Annotated in this window: 16 protein-coding genes; 11 read left to right on the top strand and 5 right to left on the bottom strand. The window is 71.7% G+C overall.

Annotated features, from left to right (window positions below; translation table 11 throughout):
* Positions 1-4: 4 nt before the first annotated feature.
* Positions 5-316, bottom strand: coding sequence for an ArsR/SmtB family transcription factor (locus tag ACFVWY_RS18980; RefSeq protein ID WP_389873527.1), 312 nt, complete (start codon positions 314-316; stop codon positions 5-7).
* Positions 317-556: 240 nt separating this feature from the next.
* Between ACFVWY_RS18980 and ACFVWY_RS18985 the strand changes: the two genes are divergently transcribed.
* Positions 557-1,348, top strand: coding sequence for an LPXTG cell wall anchor domain-containing protein (locus ACFVWY_RS18985; protein ID WP_389873528.1), 792 nt, complete (start codon positions 557-559; stop codon positions 1,346-1,348).
* A 330-nt stretch (positions 1,349-1,678) separates the two neighbouring features.
* Complete coding sequence (locus ACFVWY_RS18990) at positions 1,679-2,815, top strand: DNA cytosine methyltransferase (RefSeq protein ID WP_389873529.1); 1,137 nt, start codon at positions 1,679-1,681, stop codon at positions 2,813-2,815.
* Here ACFVWY_RS18990 and ACFVWY_RS18995 read toward each other — a convergent pair.
* The 3 genes from ACFVWY_RS18995 to ACFVWY_RS19005 form a co-directional block, all read right to left on the bottom strand.
* Complete coding sequence (locus ACFVWY_RS18995) at positions 2,747-3,139, bottom strand: very short patch repair endonuclease (RefSeq protein WP_389873813.1); 393 nt, start codon at positions 3,137-3,139, stop codon at positions 2,747-2,749. The two genes, ACFVWY_RS18990 and ACFVWY_RS18995, sit on opposite strands and share 69 nt — an antisense overlap.
* A gap of 347 nt (positions 3,140-3,486) precedes the next feature.
* Positions 3,487-3,978, bottom strand: a complete 492-nt coding sequence (locus ACFVWY_RS19000) for a GNAT family N-acetyltransferase (protein ID WP_389873530.1) — start codon at positions 3,976-3,978, stop codon at positions 3,487-3,489.
* A 102-nt stretch (positions 3,979-4,080) separates the two neighbouring features.
* Positions 4,081-5,082 (bottom strand): SEC-C domain-containing protein, encoded by a 1,002-nt coding sequence (locus tag ACFVWY_RS19005; protein ID WP_389873532.1) that lies wholly within the window; start codon positions 5,080-5,082, stop codon positions 4,081-4,083.
* A gap of 87 nt (positions 5,083-5,169) precedes the next feature.
* Here ACFVWY_RS19005 and ACFVWY_RS19010 point away from each other — a divergent pair, with 87 nt between their 5' ends.
* The 6 genes from ACFVWY_RS19010 to ACFVWY_RS19035 all read left to right on the top strand — a co-directional run bounded on the left by ACFVWY_RS19010 (position 5,170) and on the right by ACFVWY_RS19035 (position 10,142).
* The gene (locus ACFVWY_RS19010; RefSeq protein ID WP_389873535.1) at positions 5,170-5,961 is read left to right on the top strand and encodes a class E sortase; all 792 of its coding nucleotides are present in this window, start codon (positions 5,170-5,172) and stop codon (positions 5,959-5,961) included.
* A gap of 55 nt (positions 5,962-6,016) precedes the next feature.
* Positions 6,017-6,175 carry a DUF3311 domain-containing protein gene (locus ACFVWY_RS19015; protein WP_389873815.1) on the top strand — a complete coding sequence of 53 codons (159 nt, stop codon included), beginning with the start codon at positions 6,017-6,019 and terminating at the stop codon, positions 6,173-6,175.
* Positions 6,172-7,671 (top strand): sodium:solute symporter, encoded by a 1,500-nt coding sequence (locus tag ACFVWY_RS19020; protein ID WP_389873537.1) that lies wholly within the window; start codon positions 6,172-6,174, stop codon positions 7,669-7,671. Before ACFVWY_RS19015 ends, ACFVWY_RS19020 begins: the two co-directional genes overlap by 4 nt.
* A 134-nt stretch (positions 7,672-7,805) precedes the next feature.
* Positions 7,806-8,138 (top strand): DUF6412 domain-containing protein, encoded by a 333-nt coding sequence (locus tag ACFVWY_RS19025; protein WP_389873540.1) that lies wholly within the window; start codon positions 7,806-7,808, stop codon positions 8,136-8,138.
* Positions 8,139-8,361: 223 nt separating this feature from the next.
* Positions 8,362-9,132, top strand: a complete 771-nt coding sequence (locus tag ACFVWY_RS19030) for a YidC/Oxa1 family membrane protein insertase (protein WP_389873543.1) — start codon at positions 8,362-8,364, stop codon at positions 9,130-9,132.
* A 149-nt stretch (positions 9,133-9,281) separates the two neighbouring features.
* Positions 9,282-10,142: a fumarylacetoacetate hydrolase family protein gene (locus ACFVWY_RS19035; RefSeq protein WP_389873546.1), complete on the top strand. Its 861-nt coding sequence runs from the start codon at positions 9,282-9,284 to the stop codon at positions 10,140-10,142.
* Between the two features lie 42 nt (positions 10,143-10,184).
* Here the strand turns inward: ACFVWY_RS19035 and ACFVWY_RS19040 are convergent, their stop codons facing one another.
* A complete protein-coding gene (locus tag ACFVWY_RS19040) occupies positions 10,185-11,360 on the bottom strand; it encodes a Gfo/Idh/MocA family oxidoreductase (protein WP_389873549.1) in 1,176 nt (391 codons plus the stop codon).
* Between the two features lie 207 nt (positions 11,361-11,567).
* Between ACFVWY_RS19040 and ACFVWY_RS19045 the strand changes: the two genes are divergently transcribed.
* The 3 genes from ACFVWY_RS19045 to ACFVWY_RS19055 all read left to right on the top strand — a co-directional run bounded on the left by ACFVWY_RS19045 (position 11,568) and on the right by ACFVWY_RS19055 (position 14,864).
* Complete coding sequence (locus ACFVWY_RS19045; protein ID WP_389873552.1) at positions 11,568-12,752, top strand: hypothetical protein; 1,185 nt, start codon at positions 11,568-11,570, stop codon at positions 12,750-12,752.
* Positions 12,753-12,832: 80 nt separating this feature from the next.
* The gene (locus tag ACFVWY_RS19050; protein ID WP_389873555.1) at positions 12,833-13,603 is read left to right on the top strand and encodes a GntR family transcriptional regulator; all 771 of its coding nucleotides are present in this window, start codon (positions 12,833-12,835) and stop codon (positions 13,601-13,603) included.
* A 136-nt stretch (positions 13,604-13,739) separates the two neighbouring features.
* On the top strand, positions 13,740-14,864 hold the full coding sequence (locus tag ACFVWY_RS19055) for a TIGR03364 family FAD-dependent oxidoreductase (protein WP_389873558.1): 1,125 nt from the start codon (positions 13,740-13,742) through the stop codon (positions 14,862-14,864).

Consider the following 14,864-nt stretch of genomic DNA (forward strand, 5'->3'; position numbering starts at 1 on the left):
TGCCCTACAGCTCGTTCTGCACGTGCGCGGCGAACGCGGCGATCACCGGCTCGTTGCGCCGGTAGTACGTCCACTTGCCGATGCGCTCCGAGGTGAGCAGTCCGGCGTCCTTCAGGGTCTGGAGATAGGCGGAGACCACCGACTGTGCCAGTCCGGCGCGCTTTTGGATGTCGCCGACGCAGACGCCGATGTGGAAGCCGAGTCCCTGCTGCCGGTAGGAGTCCTCGTCGAAGTGCTTCCCGGGCTCTTTCAGCCACTGCATGAACTGGAGGCGCGCGGGGTTGGCGAGCGCCTTGTGCACGGTCAGGGGGTCCATCGTCCAGTCTCCTCGTCTTCTCGTGGTCCGGCAGGGAACGTATCTATCTTTCGCGATACGTAGTGCTGGGTCAAATCGCACACACCGGAGGGTGCCGGTCCCTCAATCGTTATAGGTCGCCGATCGAGCAAAGAGGGAGATAGGCGACAAGCGGGCATCTATGTGCCTTGACGGGACCATGTGGCCGCAGGAGGCTGAAGCGCCCCCCACGGAAGCCCTTCTCCAGATGTTGGATTGTCTATGCGCTCACTCGCTTCCGCAGGCATGCTCACCGCTGCCGTAGCCGCGGCGATGATTTTCGCCCCTGCCGCCCACGCAACGCCTCCCGGCGACAACGGCACCGTGAAGATTCACGATGCCAAGACCGGTGAGGAACTCCGCAAGAACGAACCGCACGTCTGCACGTTCTACCTCGACGCCTTCGGCTTCGACGGTGGTCAGAACGTCGACTGGCGCATCGCCGCCTGGGCCCCGACCGCCGCCGTCAAGGGCGAGATCGTGAAGTCCGGTTCGCTGAAGCTCGACGCCGACGGCCACGGCCGGACGCCGGACCAGACCCTGCCCGACGGGCACTACAAGCTGTACTGGAACTTCGACGGCGAGCACGGCAAGGCCAAGCAGAAGGTCTTCTGGACCGACTGCGGCGGCCAGAAGCCGGGCGAGGAGAACCCGGGCGGGGAAAAGCCCGGCGAGGAGAACCCCGGCGGGGAGAAGCCCGGCGAGGAGAACCCGGGCGGGGAGAAGCCCGGCGAGAAGCCGACGCCCTCCACCTCCGAGTCGACCCCTGGCTCCGGCTCCTCCACTCCGGCGAAGCCGACCGGGGAGCCTTCGTCGTCCGTGCCCGCGGACGCCACCCCGCAGGCCTCCGCCTCGTCACCGGCCGCCAAGCCCTCCGCTGGCGACCACGCCGAGGGCGACCTCGCCGAGACCGGGACCGGCGCACCGGTGGGCCTGCTCTCCGCAGCCGCCGCCGCACTCGTCGCCGCAGGCGCCTATCTGGCCCTCCGCCGCCGCAAGGCCGCCCAGCACTGACCGGCCCCGCACGCGGACCCCGCTGCCCCCGCACTCCACACCGTGGAGGGCGGGGGCAGCGCCGTAGAGGGCATCCGGCGTGGCTGGCGGTGTGTGCGGCCCGCCCCGTTCCGTGGCGCTCCCGATTTCGCCCGCCGCTCACCGCTGAGGCTGGCCGGGGCGGCGCGCTGGGGCAATATCGTATGAGTGTTCGCCAAGCTGTATGGCCGGCCGGGGAACGCTGGCTCGTGCCGCACACTGGAGGACGGCCGTGATGTCAGTGGGGTCTGTCACCCTCTGTAAGGGTGGAACGCGAAGAGTGTCCACCGCGCAAGTTCGTAAGGAGGGTGCGTGACCAGCACTGAGGAGAGGTTCACCTCGGTAGAGATCTGCGCGGGGGCGGGAGGCCAGGCGCTCGGCCTGGAGCGTGCCGGGTTCGAGCACGCGCTTCTGATCGAGATGGACAAGAGCGCATGCGAAACGCTCCGTCACAATCGTCCCCAGTGGAAGGTCCACGAAGGTGACCTTCGCGAGTACGTCCGCAGTGGAGCCGCCGAGGCCCTCAAGAGCGAGGTCGGCATCGACCTTCTCGCCGGAGGCGTGCCGTGTCCGCCGTTCTCCCTGGCGGGCAAGCAGCTGGGGCGTGACGACGACAGGGATCTTTTCCCCACGATGATCGAGCTGGCTCAGCAGCTTGATCCGCCAGCCATCATGATCGAAAACGTTCGCGGGCTGATGCAGTCGAAGTTCGACGGCTACCGCGAAGAGATCATGCGGGACCTCAGGAACCTGGGGTACGAGTGTGACTGGCGCGAGTTGCAGGCCGGCGACTTCGGCGTCTCGCAGCTGAGGCCGAGGAGCGTACTCGTGGCGCTGAAGCCTGAGTACTGGAAGCGCTTCAACGCGGAGGGCTGGCACCTGCCTCCAGAAGATCAGGTGCCCGCGCTTTCGGTTGGCGAACTTCTCTCAGCCTCGATGAAGGACCGGGGGCTGAAAGGGGAGGCGTTTGACAAGTGGTTCGAAAAGGCGGGGAAGGGCATCGCTCCCACCCTTGTCGGCGGCTCCAAAAAGCATGGCGGCGCGGATCTCGGACCGACCCGGGCCAAAAGGGCGTGGGCTGATCTCGGAGTCTGCGGCATGGGTGTGGCGGACGAGCCGGACAAGGAATCGGGGACGACGAAGAACCCCAGCCGGGACCTTGGTACGGGAACGGACAACGGGCCCATGCTCACTGTCCCCCAGGCGGCGATGATCCAGGGATTCAACCCGGAGCAAGGCGAGAGGCAATGGGAGTTCAAGGGCCGTAAGACCGCGGCTTACCGGCAGGTCGGGAATGCCTTCCCGCCGCCCGTGGCCAAGGCGGTCGGCCTCCAGATCATGGAGGCGCTCAAGGCGTACCGGGCGCAGATGGAAGCTGGCTCATCCGGTGGTTCCAGGTCGGCGGATCCTGTTCACGGTGAGGATGATCTGGTCGGCACAGTCTCGTGAGGGCTCATGCTCCCAGAACCGCAGGACAGTCCATCCCGCGTCGGCTAGGTGCTGATTCGTGTCGCGGTCCCGGGCTATGTTCCGGGCTACTTTTTCCGACCAGTAACCATGGTTCGTCCTCGGTGGCACATAGTGCTCGGGGCATCCGTGCCAATAGCAGCCGTCAATGAATACGGCAACCTTCGCCGGGCGGAATACCATGTCCGCTGTCCGGCGGAGGCCGGGCAGGGGCTTCGCTGCGACCCGGTAGCGAAGTCCCTGTGCGTGGACCAGCTGGCGGACGAGCCGTTCTGGTTTCGTGTCGCGGCTTCGGATCGCCTGCATGTTGCGGCGCCGTGCCGCGGAAGAGGCCCAGGATCCCGTCGGTGGAACCCAGGGTTCTTCGTTATGCACCGCGGTGTCCTTTCTGATTCCTCTGCGGGGATTGTTTCTTCTTCCGCGCCGAGGGCAGATTTCGGAAGGCTATGCGCTGAAAAGCTTGCCTTCGTGAAGCACTGACCATTCTAACTGCGCCGCCTTTCCCTGGTGATAGGTGACAGGAGAGCTCACCGAAGACCAGGACTCCGTCTTCCGGAGCTGATGGCGCGCGTCACCTTCGCGGCGGGCCCGCTTCATGCGGCCATGCGGCCATGCTGCGGGGCGGGGGCGCGAACAGCTGCCGGCGCGAGACGTTACTGACCGCGCTCTTCGCGTACGTAGGCGAGGGCCGGCTGGCCGTTGAGCTGGAGGGTTTCGCCGGTGGGGGTGAAGCCGGCGCGGGTCAGGACGGTGCGGGAGGGAGCGTTGGCGATGGCGGCTCTGGCGTGGAGGGTGGTGAGGCCGTAGTCCGTGGCCGCCAGGGTGCACAGGTGGCGGACGGCGGCGGTGGCCAGGCCGCGGTGCGTGGCCTTCTCGGCCAGGCGGAAGCCCAGTTCGGCGGCGCCGTCCGCGGCGTCCACCAGGTTGAAGCGGCCCAGCACCTCGTCGTCGGGGCCGACCAGCAGGTGGAAGTGGCAGAGCCCGGCGGACTGCTCGGCCAGGAGCGCGGCGTGGCGGGCGTCGAAGTCGGCGAAGTAGTCGTCACCCCGGTCCGGGACGGACGCGGCGAAGAACGCGCGGTTCTCCCGCTCGAAGGCGAGCAGAGCGGCGGCGTGTTCGGGGCGGAGGCGCTGGAGTTCGGGCATGGCGTCACCCTACGGACCGATGGGCGCGCGGCCGAGGTGTTTTGTGCCTGAGCGGGCGAACGTGGCACTTCGGGGGTGGTGTGACACGTTCGCCCGCGCGCGTCAGTCGCTGCCGTGGCACTCCCGGTACGTGCGCCCCGAGCCGCACCAGCAGGGGGCGGTGCGGGCAGGGGGCCAGGGGGCGGCGCGGCCCCGGGCGGCGAGGGTGGTGGCGTACTGGGGGAGGAGGTCCGGGTCGGACGGGGACGTGGCCTCCGAGGCGGCGAACGCCTCGTACGACGGGACCGTGCCGGTCACGATGCCGAGGTTCGGGGTGCCCGCCTGGTGGAGGTCGCGCAGGGCGGACTCCAGGCGGCCCAGGTGCTCGGCGTGCGAGGGGTACTCGCCGCGCAGCTTCGGGTACGCGGCGAGGAGTTCGGCGAGCTCGGCCGCGGGCCAGTGCAGCACCGCGACCGGGAAGGGCCGGGACAGGGCGTCGCGGTACGTGCCCAGCTCGGCGCGCAGGCGGGTGATCTCGGCCCGCAGCTCGCCCGGGTCCGAGGAGCCCAGGGACCACAGGCGCTTCGGGTCGTGGAGCTCGTCCAGCGGGACGTCCGCGGTGTGGAGGGTGTCGGCCAGCTCGTCCCAGGAGTCGTGGCCGACGCCCATCAGCCGACGGACCCGGTGGCGGCCGAACAGCAGGGACTGGGCGGCATACGGTACTTCCTCTCCGGGGGTCAGGAGCAGGGCCAGCGCGGCCGAGGAGAAGTCGTGGGCGGACTCCAGCTCGTCGTGGGCCTCGAAGGTGGCGGCCGCGATCTCCCAGGCGCCGGGGTCGAGCGGGCTCGCGATACGGAGGCCCTCGATGATCGCGCGGGCCTCCGCCTCATGGCCGTACTCCCACAGGTTGGCCGCGTTGAGGGCCTTGACCAGGTGGGGCCGGCCGAGCTCGGGGGAGGCGAGGAGTTCGTCGTAGAGGGTGGTGGCGCGGGCGCGGTCGCCGGCGAGTTCCAGATGGGCGGCGGCCTGGAGGAGCAGCGGCTCACGGTCCTCGGGGTACCGTGCCGCGGCGCGCAGCAGACGCTCGGCTTCGGTGGTGTGGGCGGCAGGCGTGTCGGGGCGCATGGACCACACCGTACTGCCGTGCGGCTTCCGGGCGGAGGGTCGTTCGGACCCTGGAGAGTTACGGCCCGTGGGCCTATCGTGCGGGCCGTGCGGGAGCGGATACCGGTGGTGACGCAGCGGAACGCGCGGGGGCGCAGGGCCGTCGCGCGCGGGCTCTGGACGGGTGCCGAGCTGGTGATGACCCTCGGCGTCGTCCTGTTGTTGCTCGTCGTTCACCAGCTGTGGTGGACCAACCGGCAGGCCCGTGCCGGGGCCGGGGACCAGGTGCGGTCCCTCCAGCGGGAGTGGGAGGCCGAGCGTGGGGGCGGACCCGGGGACGAAGGCCGCCCCCGGACCGGTGGCGGCGGCAGTGGCAGCGGCGCTGGCGGTGGTGGCGGTGGTGGCAGTGGTGAGCGGGCGGCCGGGGGAGGAAGCGGGGGGCCGCGGTGGGATCAGGCGTACGCCGTCATCCGCATCCCGCGGCTCGGGCTCGTCGCGCCCGTCGCCCAGGGCATCGGCAAACGGGGCGTCCTCGACAAGGGGTACGTCGGGCACTACCCGGGCACCGCGCAGCCCGGCGGGCCCGGGAACCTCGCCCTCGCCGGGCACCGCAACACGCACGGCGAGCCCTTCCGCTACATCAACCGGCTGCGGCGCGGCGACCGCATCGGCGTCGAGACCCGGGACGCCGTGTACACGTACACCGTCGACCGGACGCTGGCCCGCACCAGCCCGCGCGACAGCGGGGTCATCGCCGCCGTCCCGCGCAGCAACCTGAGCCCGTACCCCGGGTACCACCGGGCCGGGTCCTATGTGACGCTCACGACCTGTACGCCCGAATTCTCCTCCCGCTACCGACTCGTCGTCTGGGGAAAACTCGTGGATGTCCGGCCGCGGTAGCGCGCAGGCCCTAAAGTGCCCTGACGTGCTCAGACGACGTCCGCAGTTGTGGTGGTTGCTGGTCCCCTACGTGCTGTACCTGGGGGTGCTGCCGCTCGTGAACCGGATCCATCCGGTGATTCTCGGGCTGCCGTTCCTCTTCGCGTGGCTGCTCGGGGCGACCCTGCTGACCCCCGTCGCCGTATGGCTGGCCCGACGGGGGGACCGCCGGTGAACGCCACAATCGCGACCTCCGTGTTCGGGGCCTTCATGGCCGTCACCGTGGCCCTCGGGCTGCTCGCCGCGCGCGGGCGGCGCAAAGGGGGAGAGGAGGGCGGCGGGCTCGCCGAGTGGTCGGTCGGCGGGCGCAGCCTCGGCACGGTGTTCATCTGGGTCCTGATGGCCGGTGAGGGCTACACCAGCTTCAGCTACCTGGGCGCCGCGGGCTGGGGCTACAACTACGGGGCTCCGGTGCTGTACGTCGTGGCGTACATGTCCTGCGGCTACGCGGTCGGCTATGTCGTCGGCCCCATGCTCTGGGCGTACGCGCGCGACCACGGGCTCGTCGGGATCACCGACATGGTGGCGCACCGCTTCGGACGGCCCTGGCTGGGCGCGCTCCTCGCCGTGCTCGTGACCGTCTTCCTGCTCCCGTACATCCAGTTGCAGATCACCGGCATGGGCGTGGTCGTCTCGACGATCTCCTACGGCGCCATCAGCCTGAACTGGGCCTACTTCATCGCCTTCGCGGTCACCACCGGCTTCGTCGTGGTGAGCGGGCTGCGGGGCAGCGCGTGGGTGTCCGTGCTCAAGGACGTGCTGGTGATCGCCACGCTCGGCTTCCTCGCGTTCTACGTGCCGTCGCACTACTTCGGCGGGTACGGGCCCTTCCTCGACCGGCTCGTCACCGAGAAGAGCGAGTGGCTGACCTTCCCCGGGCACGGGGACAGCGGGCTCGGACAGGTCTGGTTCGTCACCACCTCGTTCCTCAACTCGCTCACCGTGGTCATCTTCCCGACCACCGTCGCCGGATACCTCGGTGCGAAGAACGCCGAGGTACTGCGCCGCAACGCGATCCTGCTGCCCGCGTACAACGTGCTGCTCTTCGTGCCGATGCTGCTCGGCATGGCGGCGCTCTTCGTCGTGCCGGGGCTGGTCGGCGCCGAGTCCAACCTGGCGCTCTTCCGGCTGGTGGTGGACTCGCTGCCGGCCTGGGCGGTCGGGGTCATCGGGGTGGCCGCGGCGCTCTCCTCGATCGTGCCGATGGCCGTGTTCATGCTCGTCATCGGCACCATGTGGGGGCGCAGTGTGCTCTCCCTCGTACCGCGCTGGCGGCAGCGGCAGAAGGGCGCCGCGCAGATCGTCGTGGTGGTCGCGGGGAGCCTCGCGCTGCTGCTGACGTACACCGCGCCGAACACCCTGGTCCGGCTCTCCCTCATCTCGTACGAAGCGATGGCGCAACTGCTCCCGATGGTGCTGCTGGGGCTGATGTGGCGGCGGCTGACGTTGCTGGGGGCGGTGAGCGGGCTCGTCGTCGGCGTGGCCCTGGTGTGCGGGTTCGTGTTCTCGGAGCACGATCCGGTGTGGGGGATGAACGCGGGCATCGTGGCGCTCGCCGCCAACCTCGCCGTCGCGCTCGCCGTGACGTACGCGGGTCCGCGCGAGCGCGACGACCGGCCGGACGAGGAGGTGCTCGCGCGGGACGAGGTCCATCCCGCGACCGTGGGGTGAGGCCGCTCCCGCCGTGGCGGGATGAGGTACGTCCACCGCGTCCGGCCGGGCGTGTGTTCCGGCCGGTCGTGTATAACGGCTGGAGAGCACCGGACGGCGCGTCCGGCCGGAGGACGGAAAAAGGGGAGGGGCCGATGAGCGGTGACGTGAGCCGTCTGCGCGGCTTCCTCGCCCGGCTGTTCCGCCCCGCCGGTCTGCTGCTCTTCCTCGTCACCGAGGTTCTCCTCGCCGAGGGCGGCAGCCTCTCCGCCGCGGTCGCGCTGGCCGCCACCGCGGCCGCCGGTTCCGCGCTCGCCGTCGCTGCGGTCATCAGCGCCCGCTGTGCGCCCCCGGTGCCCCGCACCCGGATCCGCACGGCCATCCGCGACCGGGAGAAACGCACCGCCTTCCTGCCCCAGCGCGACCCGGACGCCAAGGGGCGCAGGCGCCCCCGAGCCCCTGGGCGCGGCCTTCCGACGGCCGCGTAGGGGCGCGCGACAACAGCACCGGCCACAAGCCGCACCGGTCAATCAGCATCGGCCAGCAGCAGAGGTCAAGCAGCAGAGGTCAAGCAGCACAGGCCAGCAGTACAGGCCGGGCAGCAGAGCCTGAAGCACGTGCAGTTCGCCGCCCCACCGCGCGGTCCGTCATGCCGATTCCGTACGTCCCCGTACTTCTCCCGGCACGACGAGACCCCCGGAGGGCTCATCCATGTCCGCCTTCATGTCCGCGTTCGCCTCGCTGGTCGGCGCACTGGCCGACGCGCTGCACCCGCTCTTCCAGACCGCTTCCACCGCCGCCGCCATCGTGCTGTTCACCGCACTCGTACGGCTCGCCGTGCACCCCTTGTCGCGGGCCGCGGCGCGCGGGCAGAAGGCCCGCACCAGGCTCCAGCCGCAGATCGCCGAACTCCGCAAGAAGCACGGCAAGAACCCCGAGCGGCTCCAGCGGGCGATGATGGAGCTGCACCGCGAGGAGAAGGTCTCGCCGCTCTCCGGCTGCCTGCCGAGCCTGCTCCAGATGCCCGCGTTCTTCCTGCTCTACCACCTCTTCTCCAGCCACCGGATCGGCGACGCCCCCAACGAGCTGCTGGGCCACGAGCTCCTCGGGGCCCCGCTCGGCGCGCGCTGGCACGACGCGCTCGCGCAGGGCGGGCCGTTCGGCACGCAGGGGCTGGTCTACCTCGCGCTGTTCGTGGTGGTCGCCGCCGTGGCCACGTTCAACTTCCGGCGTACGAAGCGGCAGCTGGCCGCCAGCCCCGTCGTCCCGGCCAGCGGTCCGGACGGACAGCCCATGCCCGGCATGGGCGCGATGACCAGGCTGATGCCGCTGATGTCGTTCTTCACGCTCGTCACCGTGGCCGTCGTCCCGCTCGCCGCCGCGCTGTACGTCGTCACCAGCACCACCTGGACCGCGGTCGAGCGGGCTGTCCTCTACCGCGACATGCCGGCCGCCGGGGCCGCCGTGGCCAGCCCGGTGTGAGCCGCGTGGCGCGGTCAGGACGGCGGCCGTGCCGGTCCAGTGTGTGAACAGGGACTTGTGGATTCATCGGATGTCTTGGACGATCGGACGAGCCTGCGATGGCCGCCACCCATTCGACGGGCCCGATCTCGACCAAGGGAGACAGAGAGTTGAAGCTGCTTCGTGTGGGTACGGCAGGGGCGGAACGACCGGCGCTGCTGGACGGCGACGGAACCCTGCGCGACCTGTCGGGGCTGGTCGCCGACATCGACGGCGCCCTGCTCGCCGACGAGTCGGCGCTCGCCCGGGTACGGGCCGCGGCGGCGGCCCCCGGCGAGCTGCCCGCGCTCGACGCCGGGGGGCTGCGGATCGGTCCGCCGCTCACCGGCATCGGCAAGATCGTGTGCATCGGGCTGAACTACCACGGTCACGCCGCCGAGACGGGTGCGGACATTCCCGCCGAGCCGATCCTGTTCTTCAAGGCGCCGGACACCGTCGTCGGCCCCGAGGACACGGTGCTGGTGCCGCGCGGCAGCGTGAAGACCGACTGGGAGGTCGAGCTGGCGGTCGTCATCGGGCGCACCGCCCGCTACCTGGAGTCCGCCGAGGAGGGCCTCGCGCACGTCGCCGGGTACGCGACCGCGCACGACGTCTCCGAGCGAGAGTTCCAGATCGAGCGCGGCGGCACCTGGGACAAGGGCAAGAACTGCGAGACGTTCAACCCGCTGGGCCCGTGGCTGGTGACGGCGGACGAGATCGCCGACCCGCAGGCGCTGCCGCTGAAGCTCTGGGTCAACGGCGAGCTGAAGCAGGACGGTACGACCGCCGACCAGATCTTCCCGGTGGGCGAGGTGGTCCGCTATCTGAGCCACTTCATGACGCTGTACCCGGGCGACGTGATCAACACCGGTACGCCGGCCGGGGTCGCGCTCGGGCAGCCCGAGCCCAAGCCGTATCTGCGGGCCGGGGACGTCGTGGAGCTGGAGATCGCGGGCCTCGGGCGCCAGCGCCAGGAGCTGAAGGGCGCGTAGGCGCCGGGAGCGGACCCTGGGCGTTCCCCGAAGGGGAATGCCTCAAAGGTCGGAGGCGTGCGGGGGTGTGGCCGGGGAAAGCCGTACGGTCACACCCTCGCGGGCCGAGCGGCGGGCGGCCTCCAGGACGTCCAGGGCCGCCGCGGCCTGGAGAGCGGTCACCGGGTTCGGGCCCCGGCCGCGCAGGGCGTCGGCGATCGCCGCGTAGTACGCGGGATAGTCGCCGGGCAGCGTGGGGACCGGGGTGCCGCCTCCGGTGTGCGGGGACTCGCCCGAGCCGGTCCGGCCCCACAGCTCCTCGGGCTCCTCGCCCCAGGGGCGGCCCGCCGCCGGGCGCAGACCCGCGCGCAGATCGGCCTCCTGCGGGTCGAGGCCGTACTTCACGTACCCGGCGTCCCGGCCGAGCACCCGGAAGCGGGGGCCGAGCTGGGCCGCCGTGGCGCTCACGTACAGGTGCGAGCGGACCCCGTTCGCATGGGTGACCGCGAGGAAGGTGTCGTCGTCGGCGGCGGCCCCGGGGCGGCGCACATCGGCCTCCGCGTACACCAGCACGGCCGGGCCGAACAGGGTGAGCGCCTGGTCGACGACATGGCTGCCCAGGTCGTACAGCAGCCCGCCGATCTCCCGGGGATCGCCCGACTCCCGCCAGCCGCCCTTGGGCCGGGGACGCCATCGCTCGAAGCGGGACTCGAAGCGCTGCACCTCCCCCAGCGCCCCGTCCGCGAGCAGCCGGGCCAGCGTGCGGAAGTCGTTGTCCCAGCGGCGGTTCTGGAAGACCGAGAGCAGCAGTCCGCGCTCGTCCGCCAGGGCCGCGAGCCCCCGCGCCTCGGCCGCCGTACCGGCGATCGGCTTGTCCACCACGACCGGCACCCCGGCCCGCAGCGCGGCGGTCGCGATCGCGACGTGGGTCCGGTTCGGGGAGGCGATCACGACCAGGTCCAGCGCCTCGGGCCCGCCCGCGCGCTCCCACAGCTCCTGCGGTGACGCGGCGAACCGCACCTCCGGGAACGCGGTGCGGGCCGCCGCCCGGCGTTCCTCGTCCGTGGTGACGACGGTGTCGAGGACGAGGCCGTCGGTCGCGGCGATCAGCGGGGCGTGGAAGACGGAACCGGCCAGGCCGTAGCCGACGAGCCCGACGCGCAGCGCGGGAGCGGGTGTTCCGGCCGGGGCCGCTGATCCGGACGGTTCGGGCTGGGGGCGGGGCGAGGAGCCGGTCATGCCGTCACTTAAGCAACGCGGTTCCCCCGGGGCAAGCAGCGGTGCTCAGCGGGCCGGGGCCGATCGGGCGGAATCCGGTGGGCCGGGCGGGGGGCCCGGCGGCATGTCGGCCCCGTCCGCCGCGCGCGCGTGGCAGCGTCGACCGGACCCGGTGAACTCCGGCGCACGGGGTGAGCCGACCGTTCCGCGCCCAGCGAAGGACCCCCGATGGCCCCCACCGCTCCGCCCCCCGGCACCCCTTCCGGCACTCCCTCCGGCAGCCGCGTGACGACGCCGCCCCCGGCGCCGTACGCCACCACCGCCCCCACCTCCGTACCGGTGACCACGGCCGCGTCCATCCCGGTGATCGCCGCCCCCGCGGAGGCCGCCCCGCCCCGGAACCCGGCACCCCCCGGGCGCACCCGGCACGGCTTCGCGCTCGGGCTGGCCGTGGCGAGCGTCGTCCCGGCGGTCGTCCTCGGCGGCACCTCCGTCACGCCCGCCTCGGCCGCCCGCTCCACCGCCTCCTCGCCCGCCGCGGGCGCCCCCGCCTCCGCGTCCCCGGCCCCCGGCCGGGTTCCCGCCTGTGGTGACCCGGCGGCGAAGGACTTCCCCATCAGCACCCGCATCCACGGCGGCCCGGACACCTACGCGTCCGGCGGCGGCTACGGCACCTGGTTCCTGGATCTGACCAACACCACCACCGAACCCTGCCGGGCCGTCCACCCCGTCCTCGTCCTCACCGACGAGGACCGCAAGCTGACCTCCGACCAGATCCAGCTCCAGTTCTCCGAGGAGGCCCACCCCGGCACGGAGCACCGCGTCGCCTGGGAGACCACCGACCAGGACGAGCACATCGGGGTCTTCGGCGGCACCGGCGGCGACGCCTTCGAGGGTCTCACCGTTCCGGCGGGCCGCACCGTCACCCTCCAGGTCCGGATGGCGTTCACCTCCGACACCAGCCCCGGCCGGATCACCGCCAACGCCGCCATCGTCCAGCGGCAGCGCACGGCGGAGAAGGACGACGGAACCTGGGTGGGCGAGTCCGGCGCCTACCCCTTCACCGTCGTCGACGACCACAGCGGCGCGGCCGAAGAGACCGCGGAGCCCCCGGACACGACGGACACGACAGAGACGACGGAACCAGCAGACCCGACGGACCCGACGGACCCGACGGAGCCGACGGAGCCGATGGAGACAACGGAGACCGGTGAGGCCGACGAGCCGGACGGGACCGGCGACACCGGCGACACCACCTCCGTACCCGACGGAACGCTCCCGCCCGGACTTCCTGAACTGGCCGCCACCGGCACGGACCCGTCCCCGGCCCCCGGCCTCACCGCCACCGGACTGCTGATCGGCGGCGGCGCGATGGTCGTCACGGCCCGGCGCCTGCGCCGCGACCGCCCGTAACACCGCTCCCGCGACTCCTCCCTCGTCCGCGCGTCCCCCGATGTTCACCGATGTTCATGTCGGTCTGCCACGATCGGCCCGTGGACTACCTGTACGACCAGGCACCTGGCGCACCGATCCGCTCCGGCATCCCGGAGCACGGCCGCATCCCCAAGTACTACGCGGTCAAGGCCCATGTCTCCGTGCTCATAGAGGAGTTGGGCGAGGGCGGCATGCTGCCCACCGAGCGCGACCTCGCCGAGCGCTACGCGGTCTCGCGCGAGACGGTGCGGCAGGCGCTGCGCGAACTCCTGCTGGAGGGACGGCTCGCGCGCCAGGGGCGCGGCACGGTCGTGGCGGGCCCCAAGCTGGAACAGCCGCTCTCGCTGGCGAGTTACACCGAGGGCGTACGCCGTCAGGGCCGCGCCCCGGGGCGCCACCTCATCGGCCTGGAGCGGTTCCCCTGCCCCGAGGCGCTGGCCGGGGACATCGGGGTGGCCCGGGGCGAGCCGGTCTGGCACCTGGAGCGGGTGCTGCTCGCCGACGACGACCGGGTCGGGCTGGAGAGCACCTACGTCCCCGTCGCGCGCGTACCGGACCTGGGCACGGAGTTCGACCCCGACTCGTCCTTCTACGCCTACCTCCGCGACCGGCTCGGCATCTCCTTCGGCGACGGCGACGAGCGGATCGAGACCGTGCTCGCGACACCCCGCGAGGCGCTGCTCATCGGCACGCCGCCCGCGCTGCCCATGCTGCTCATCCACCGCGTCTCGCGCGACACGGCCGGGAAGCCGCTGGAGCGCGTACGGACCCTCTACCGCGGCGACCGCTTCTCCTTCACCGCCCACCTGGGGCCGCAGGACGGCCGCTGACGGACCCCGCCGCCGCGCGCCACCTCACCATGGATCACGGAAAGGTAACGGGTCTAGGCCAAGCTTGGGGCCCAGTTCACCGTCCCGTTGCCGTACGGATTCGAGCGGGTCACCCGCCCCGACGAGCGTAACCGCCGTGAGAGTCATCGTCGTAGGAGCCGGCGTGGTGGGAACCATGCACGCCTGGCACGCAGTGAACCGCGGCCACGAGGTCGTACAGATCGAGCGCGAGAGCGAGGCGCGCGGGGCTTCGCTCCGCAATTTCGGACAGATATGGGTCAGCGGCCGGGCCGCCGGCGAGGAACTGGAGACCGCGCTGCGGGCCCGTGAGCTCTGGGAGGGAATCGGGGCGCAGGTCCCCGGTCTCGGCTTCCGGGCCTGCGGTTCGCTCACCCCGGTCCGCACCGAGCTGGAGATCGCGGTCGCCGAGGCCGCCGTCGCCCGTCCCGACGCGGCGGACCGCGGCTACAAGCTGCTGACCGCCGAGGAGGCCCGCGCGGTCAACCCGGCGCTGCGCGGCGAGTTCGCCGCCGCGCTGTGGTGCGGGCGGGACGCCGCGGTCGAACCGCGCACCGCCCAGGTCGCCCTGAAGCAGGAGCTCCTGAAGTCGGGCCGGTACACCTTCCTCGGCGGACGTGAGGTCCGCGAGGTGGTCGGCACCGCCTCCGTCCGCGACGACCACGGTGACGTCCACACCGGCGACGCCGTGATCCTGGCCACCGGGGCCTGGCTCGGCGGGCTCGTCCGCGAGCTGGCCGGTCCCGGCCTGCCGGTGCGCCGTGTCCGCCTCCAGATGATGCAGACCGACCCGCTCGGCGAGCGGCTCACCACCTCCGTCGCCGACGCGGACAGCTTCCGCTACTACCCGGCGTACCGGGGCGGGGCGCTGGACGCCCTCAACGCCGGCCAGGCCCAGGCGCCCACCGCAGCCGAGCACCGGATGCAGTTGCTGATGGTGCAGCGCCGCGACGGCGGACTGACCATCGGTGACACCCACGAGTACGAGCACCCCTTCGCCTTCGACACCGTCGAGGAGCCGTACGAGCACCTCACCGAGGTCGTCGAGTCCTTCCTCGGGCGCCCGCTGCCGAGGATCCGCCACCGGTGGGCCGGGGTCTACGCCCAGTGCACCGACACCAGCAGGGTCGTCCACCGCCAGCAGGTGCGGGACGGCGTATGGCTGGTCACCGGGCCGGGCGGCCGGGGCATGACCTGCTCGCCCGCCATCGCCGAAACGACCGCCGACGAACTGGGCTGGTGA

Source organism: Streptomyces sp. NPDC058195, from assembly GCF_042883525.1.
In the GTDB taxonomy this organism is placed as follows: Bacteria; Actinomycetota; Actinomycetes; order Streptomycetales; family Streptomycetaceae; genus Streptomyces.

What these genes read in the sequence shown, in the direction of transcription:
- ACFVWY_RS18985 (WP_389873528.1), top strand. Translation starts at nt 557, where the DNA reads ATGCGCTCACTCGCTTCCGCAGGCATGCTCACCGCTGCCGTAGCCGCG.
- ACFVWY_RS19030 (WP_389873543.1), top strand. Translation starts at nt 8,362, where the DNA reads ATGTCCGCCTTCATGTCCGCGTTCGCCTCGCTGGTCGGCGCACTGGCC.
- ACFVWY_RS19025 (WP_389873540.1), top strand. Translation starts at nt 7,806, where the DNA reads ATGAGCGGTGACGTGAGCCGTCTGCGCGGCTTCCTCGCCCGGCTGTTC.
- ACFVWY_RS19045 (WP_389873552.1), top strand. Translation starts at nt 11,568, where the DNA reads ATGGCCCCCACCGCTCCGCCCCCCGGCACCCCTTCCGGCACTCCCTCC.
- ACFVWY_RS19040 (WP_389873549.1), bottom strand. Translation starts at nt 11,360, where the DNA reads ATGACCGGCTCCTCGCCCCGCCCCCAGCCCGAACCGTCCGGATCAGCG.
- ACFVWY_RS18980 (WP_389873527.1), bottom strand. Translation starts at nt 316, where the DNA reads ATGGACCCCCTGACCGTGCACAAGGCGCTCGCCAACCCCGCGCGCCTC.
- ACFVWY_RS19000 (WP_389873530.1), bottom strand. Translation starts at nt 3,978, where the DNA reads ATGCCCGAACTCCAGCGCCTCCGCCCCGAACACGCCGCCGCTCTGCTC.
- ACFVWY_RS19005 (WP_389873532.1), bottom strand. Translation starts at nt 5,082, where the DNA reads ATGCGCCCCGACACGCCTGCCGCCCACACCACCGAAGCCGAGCGTCTG.
- ACFVWY_RS18995 (WP_389873813.1), bottom strand. Translation starts at nt 3,139, where the DNA reads ATGCAGGCGATCCGAAGCCGCGACACGAAACCAGAACGGCTCGTCCGC.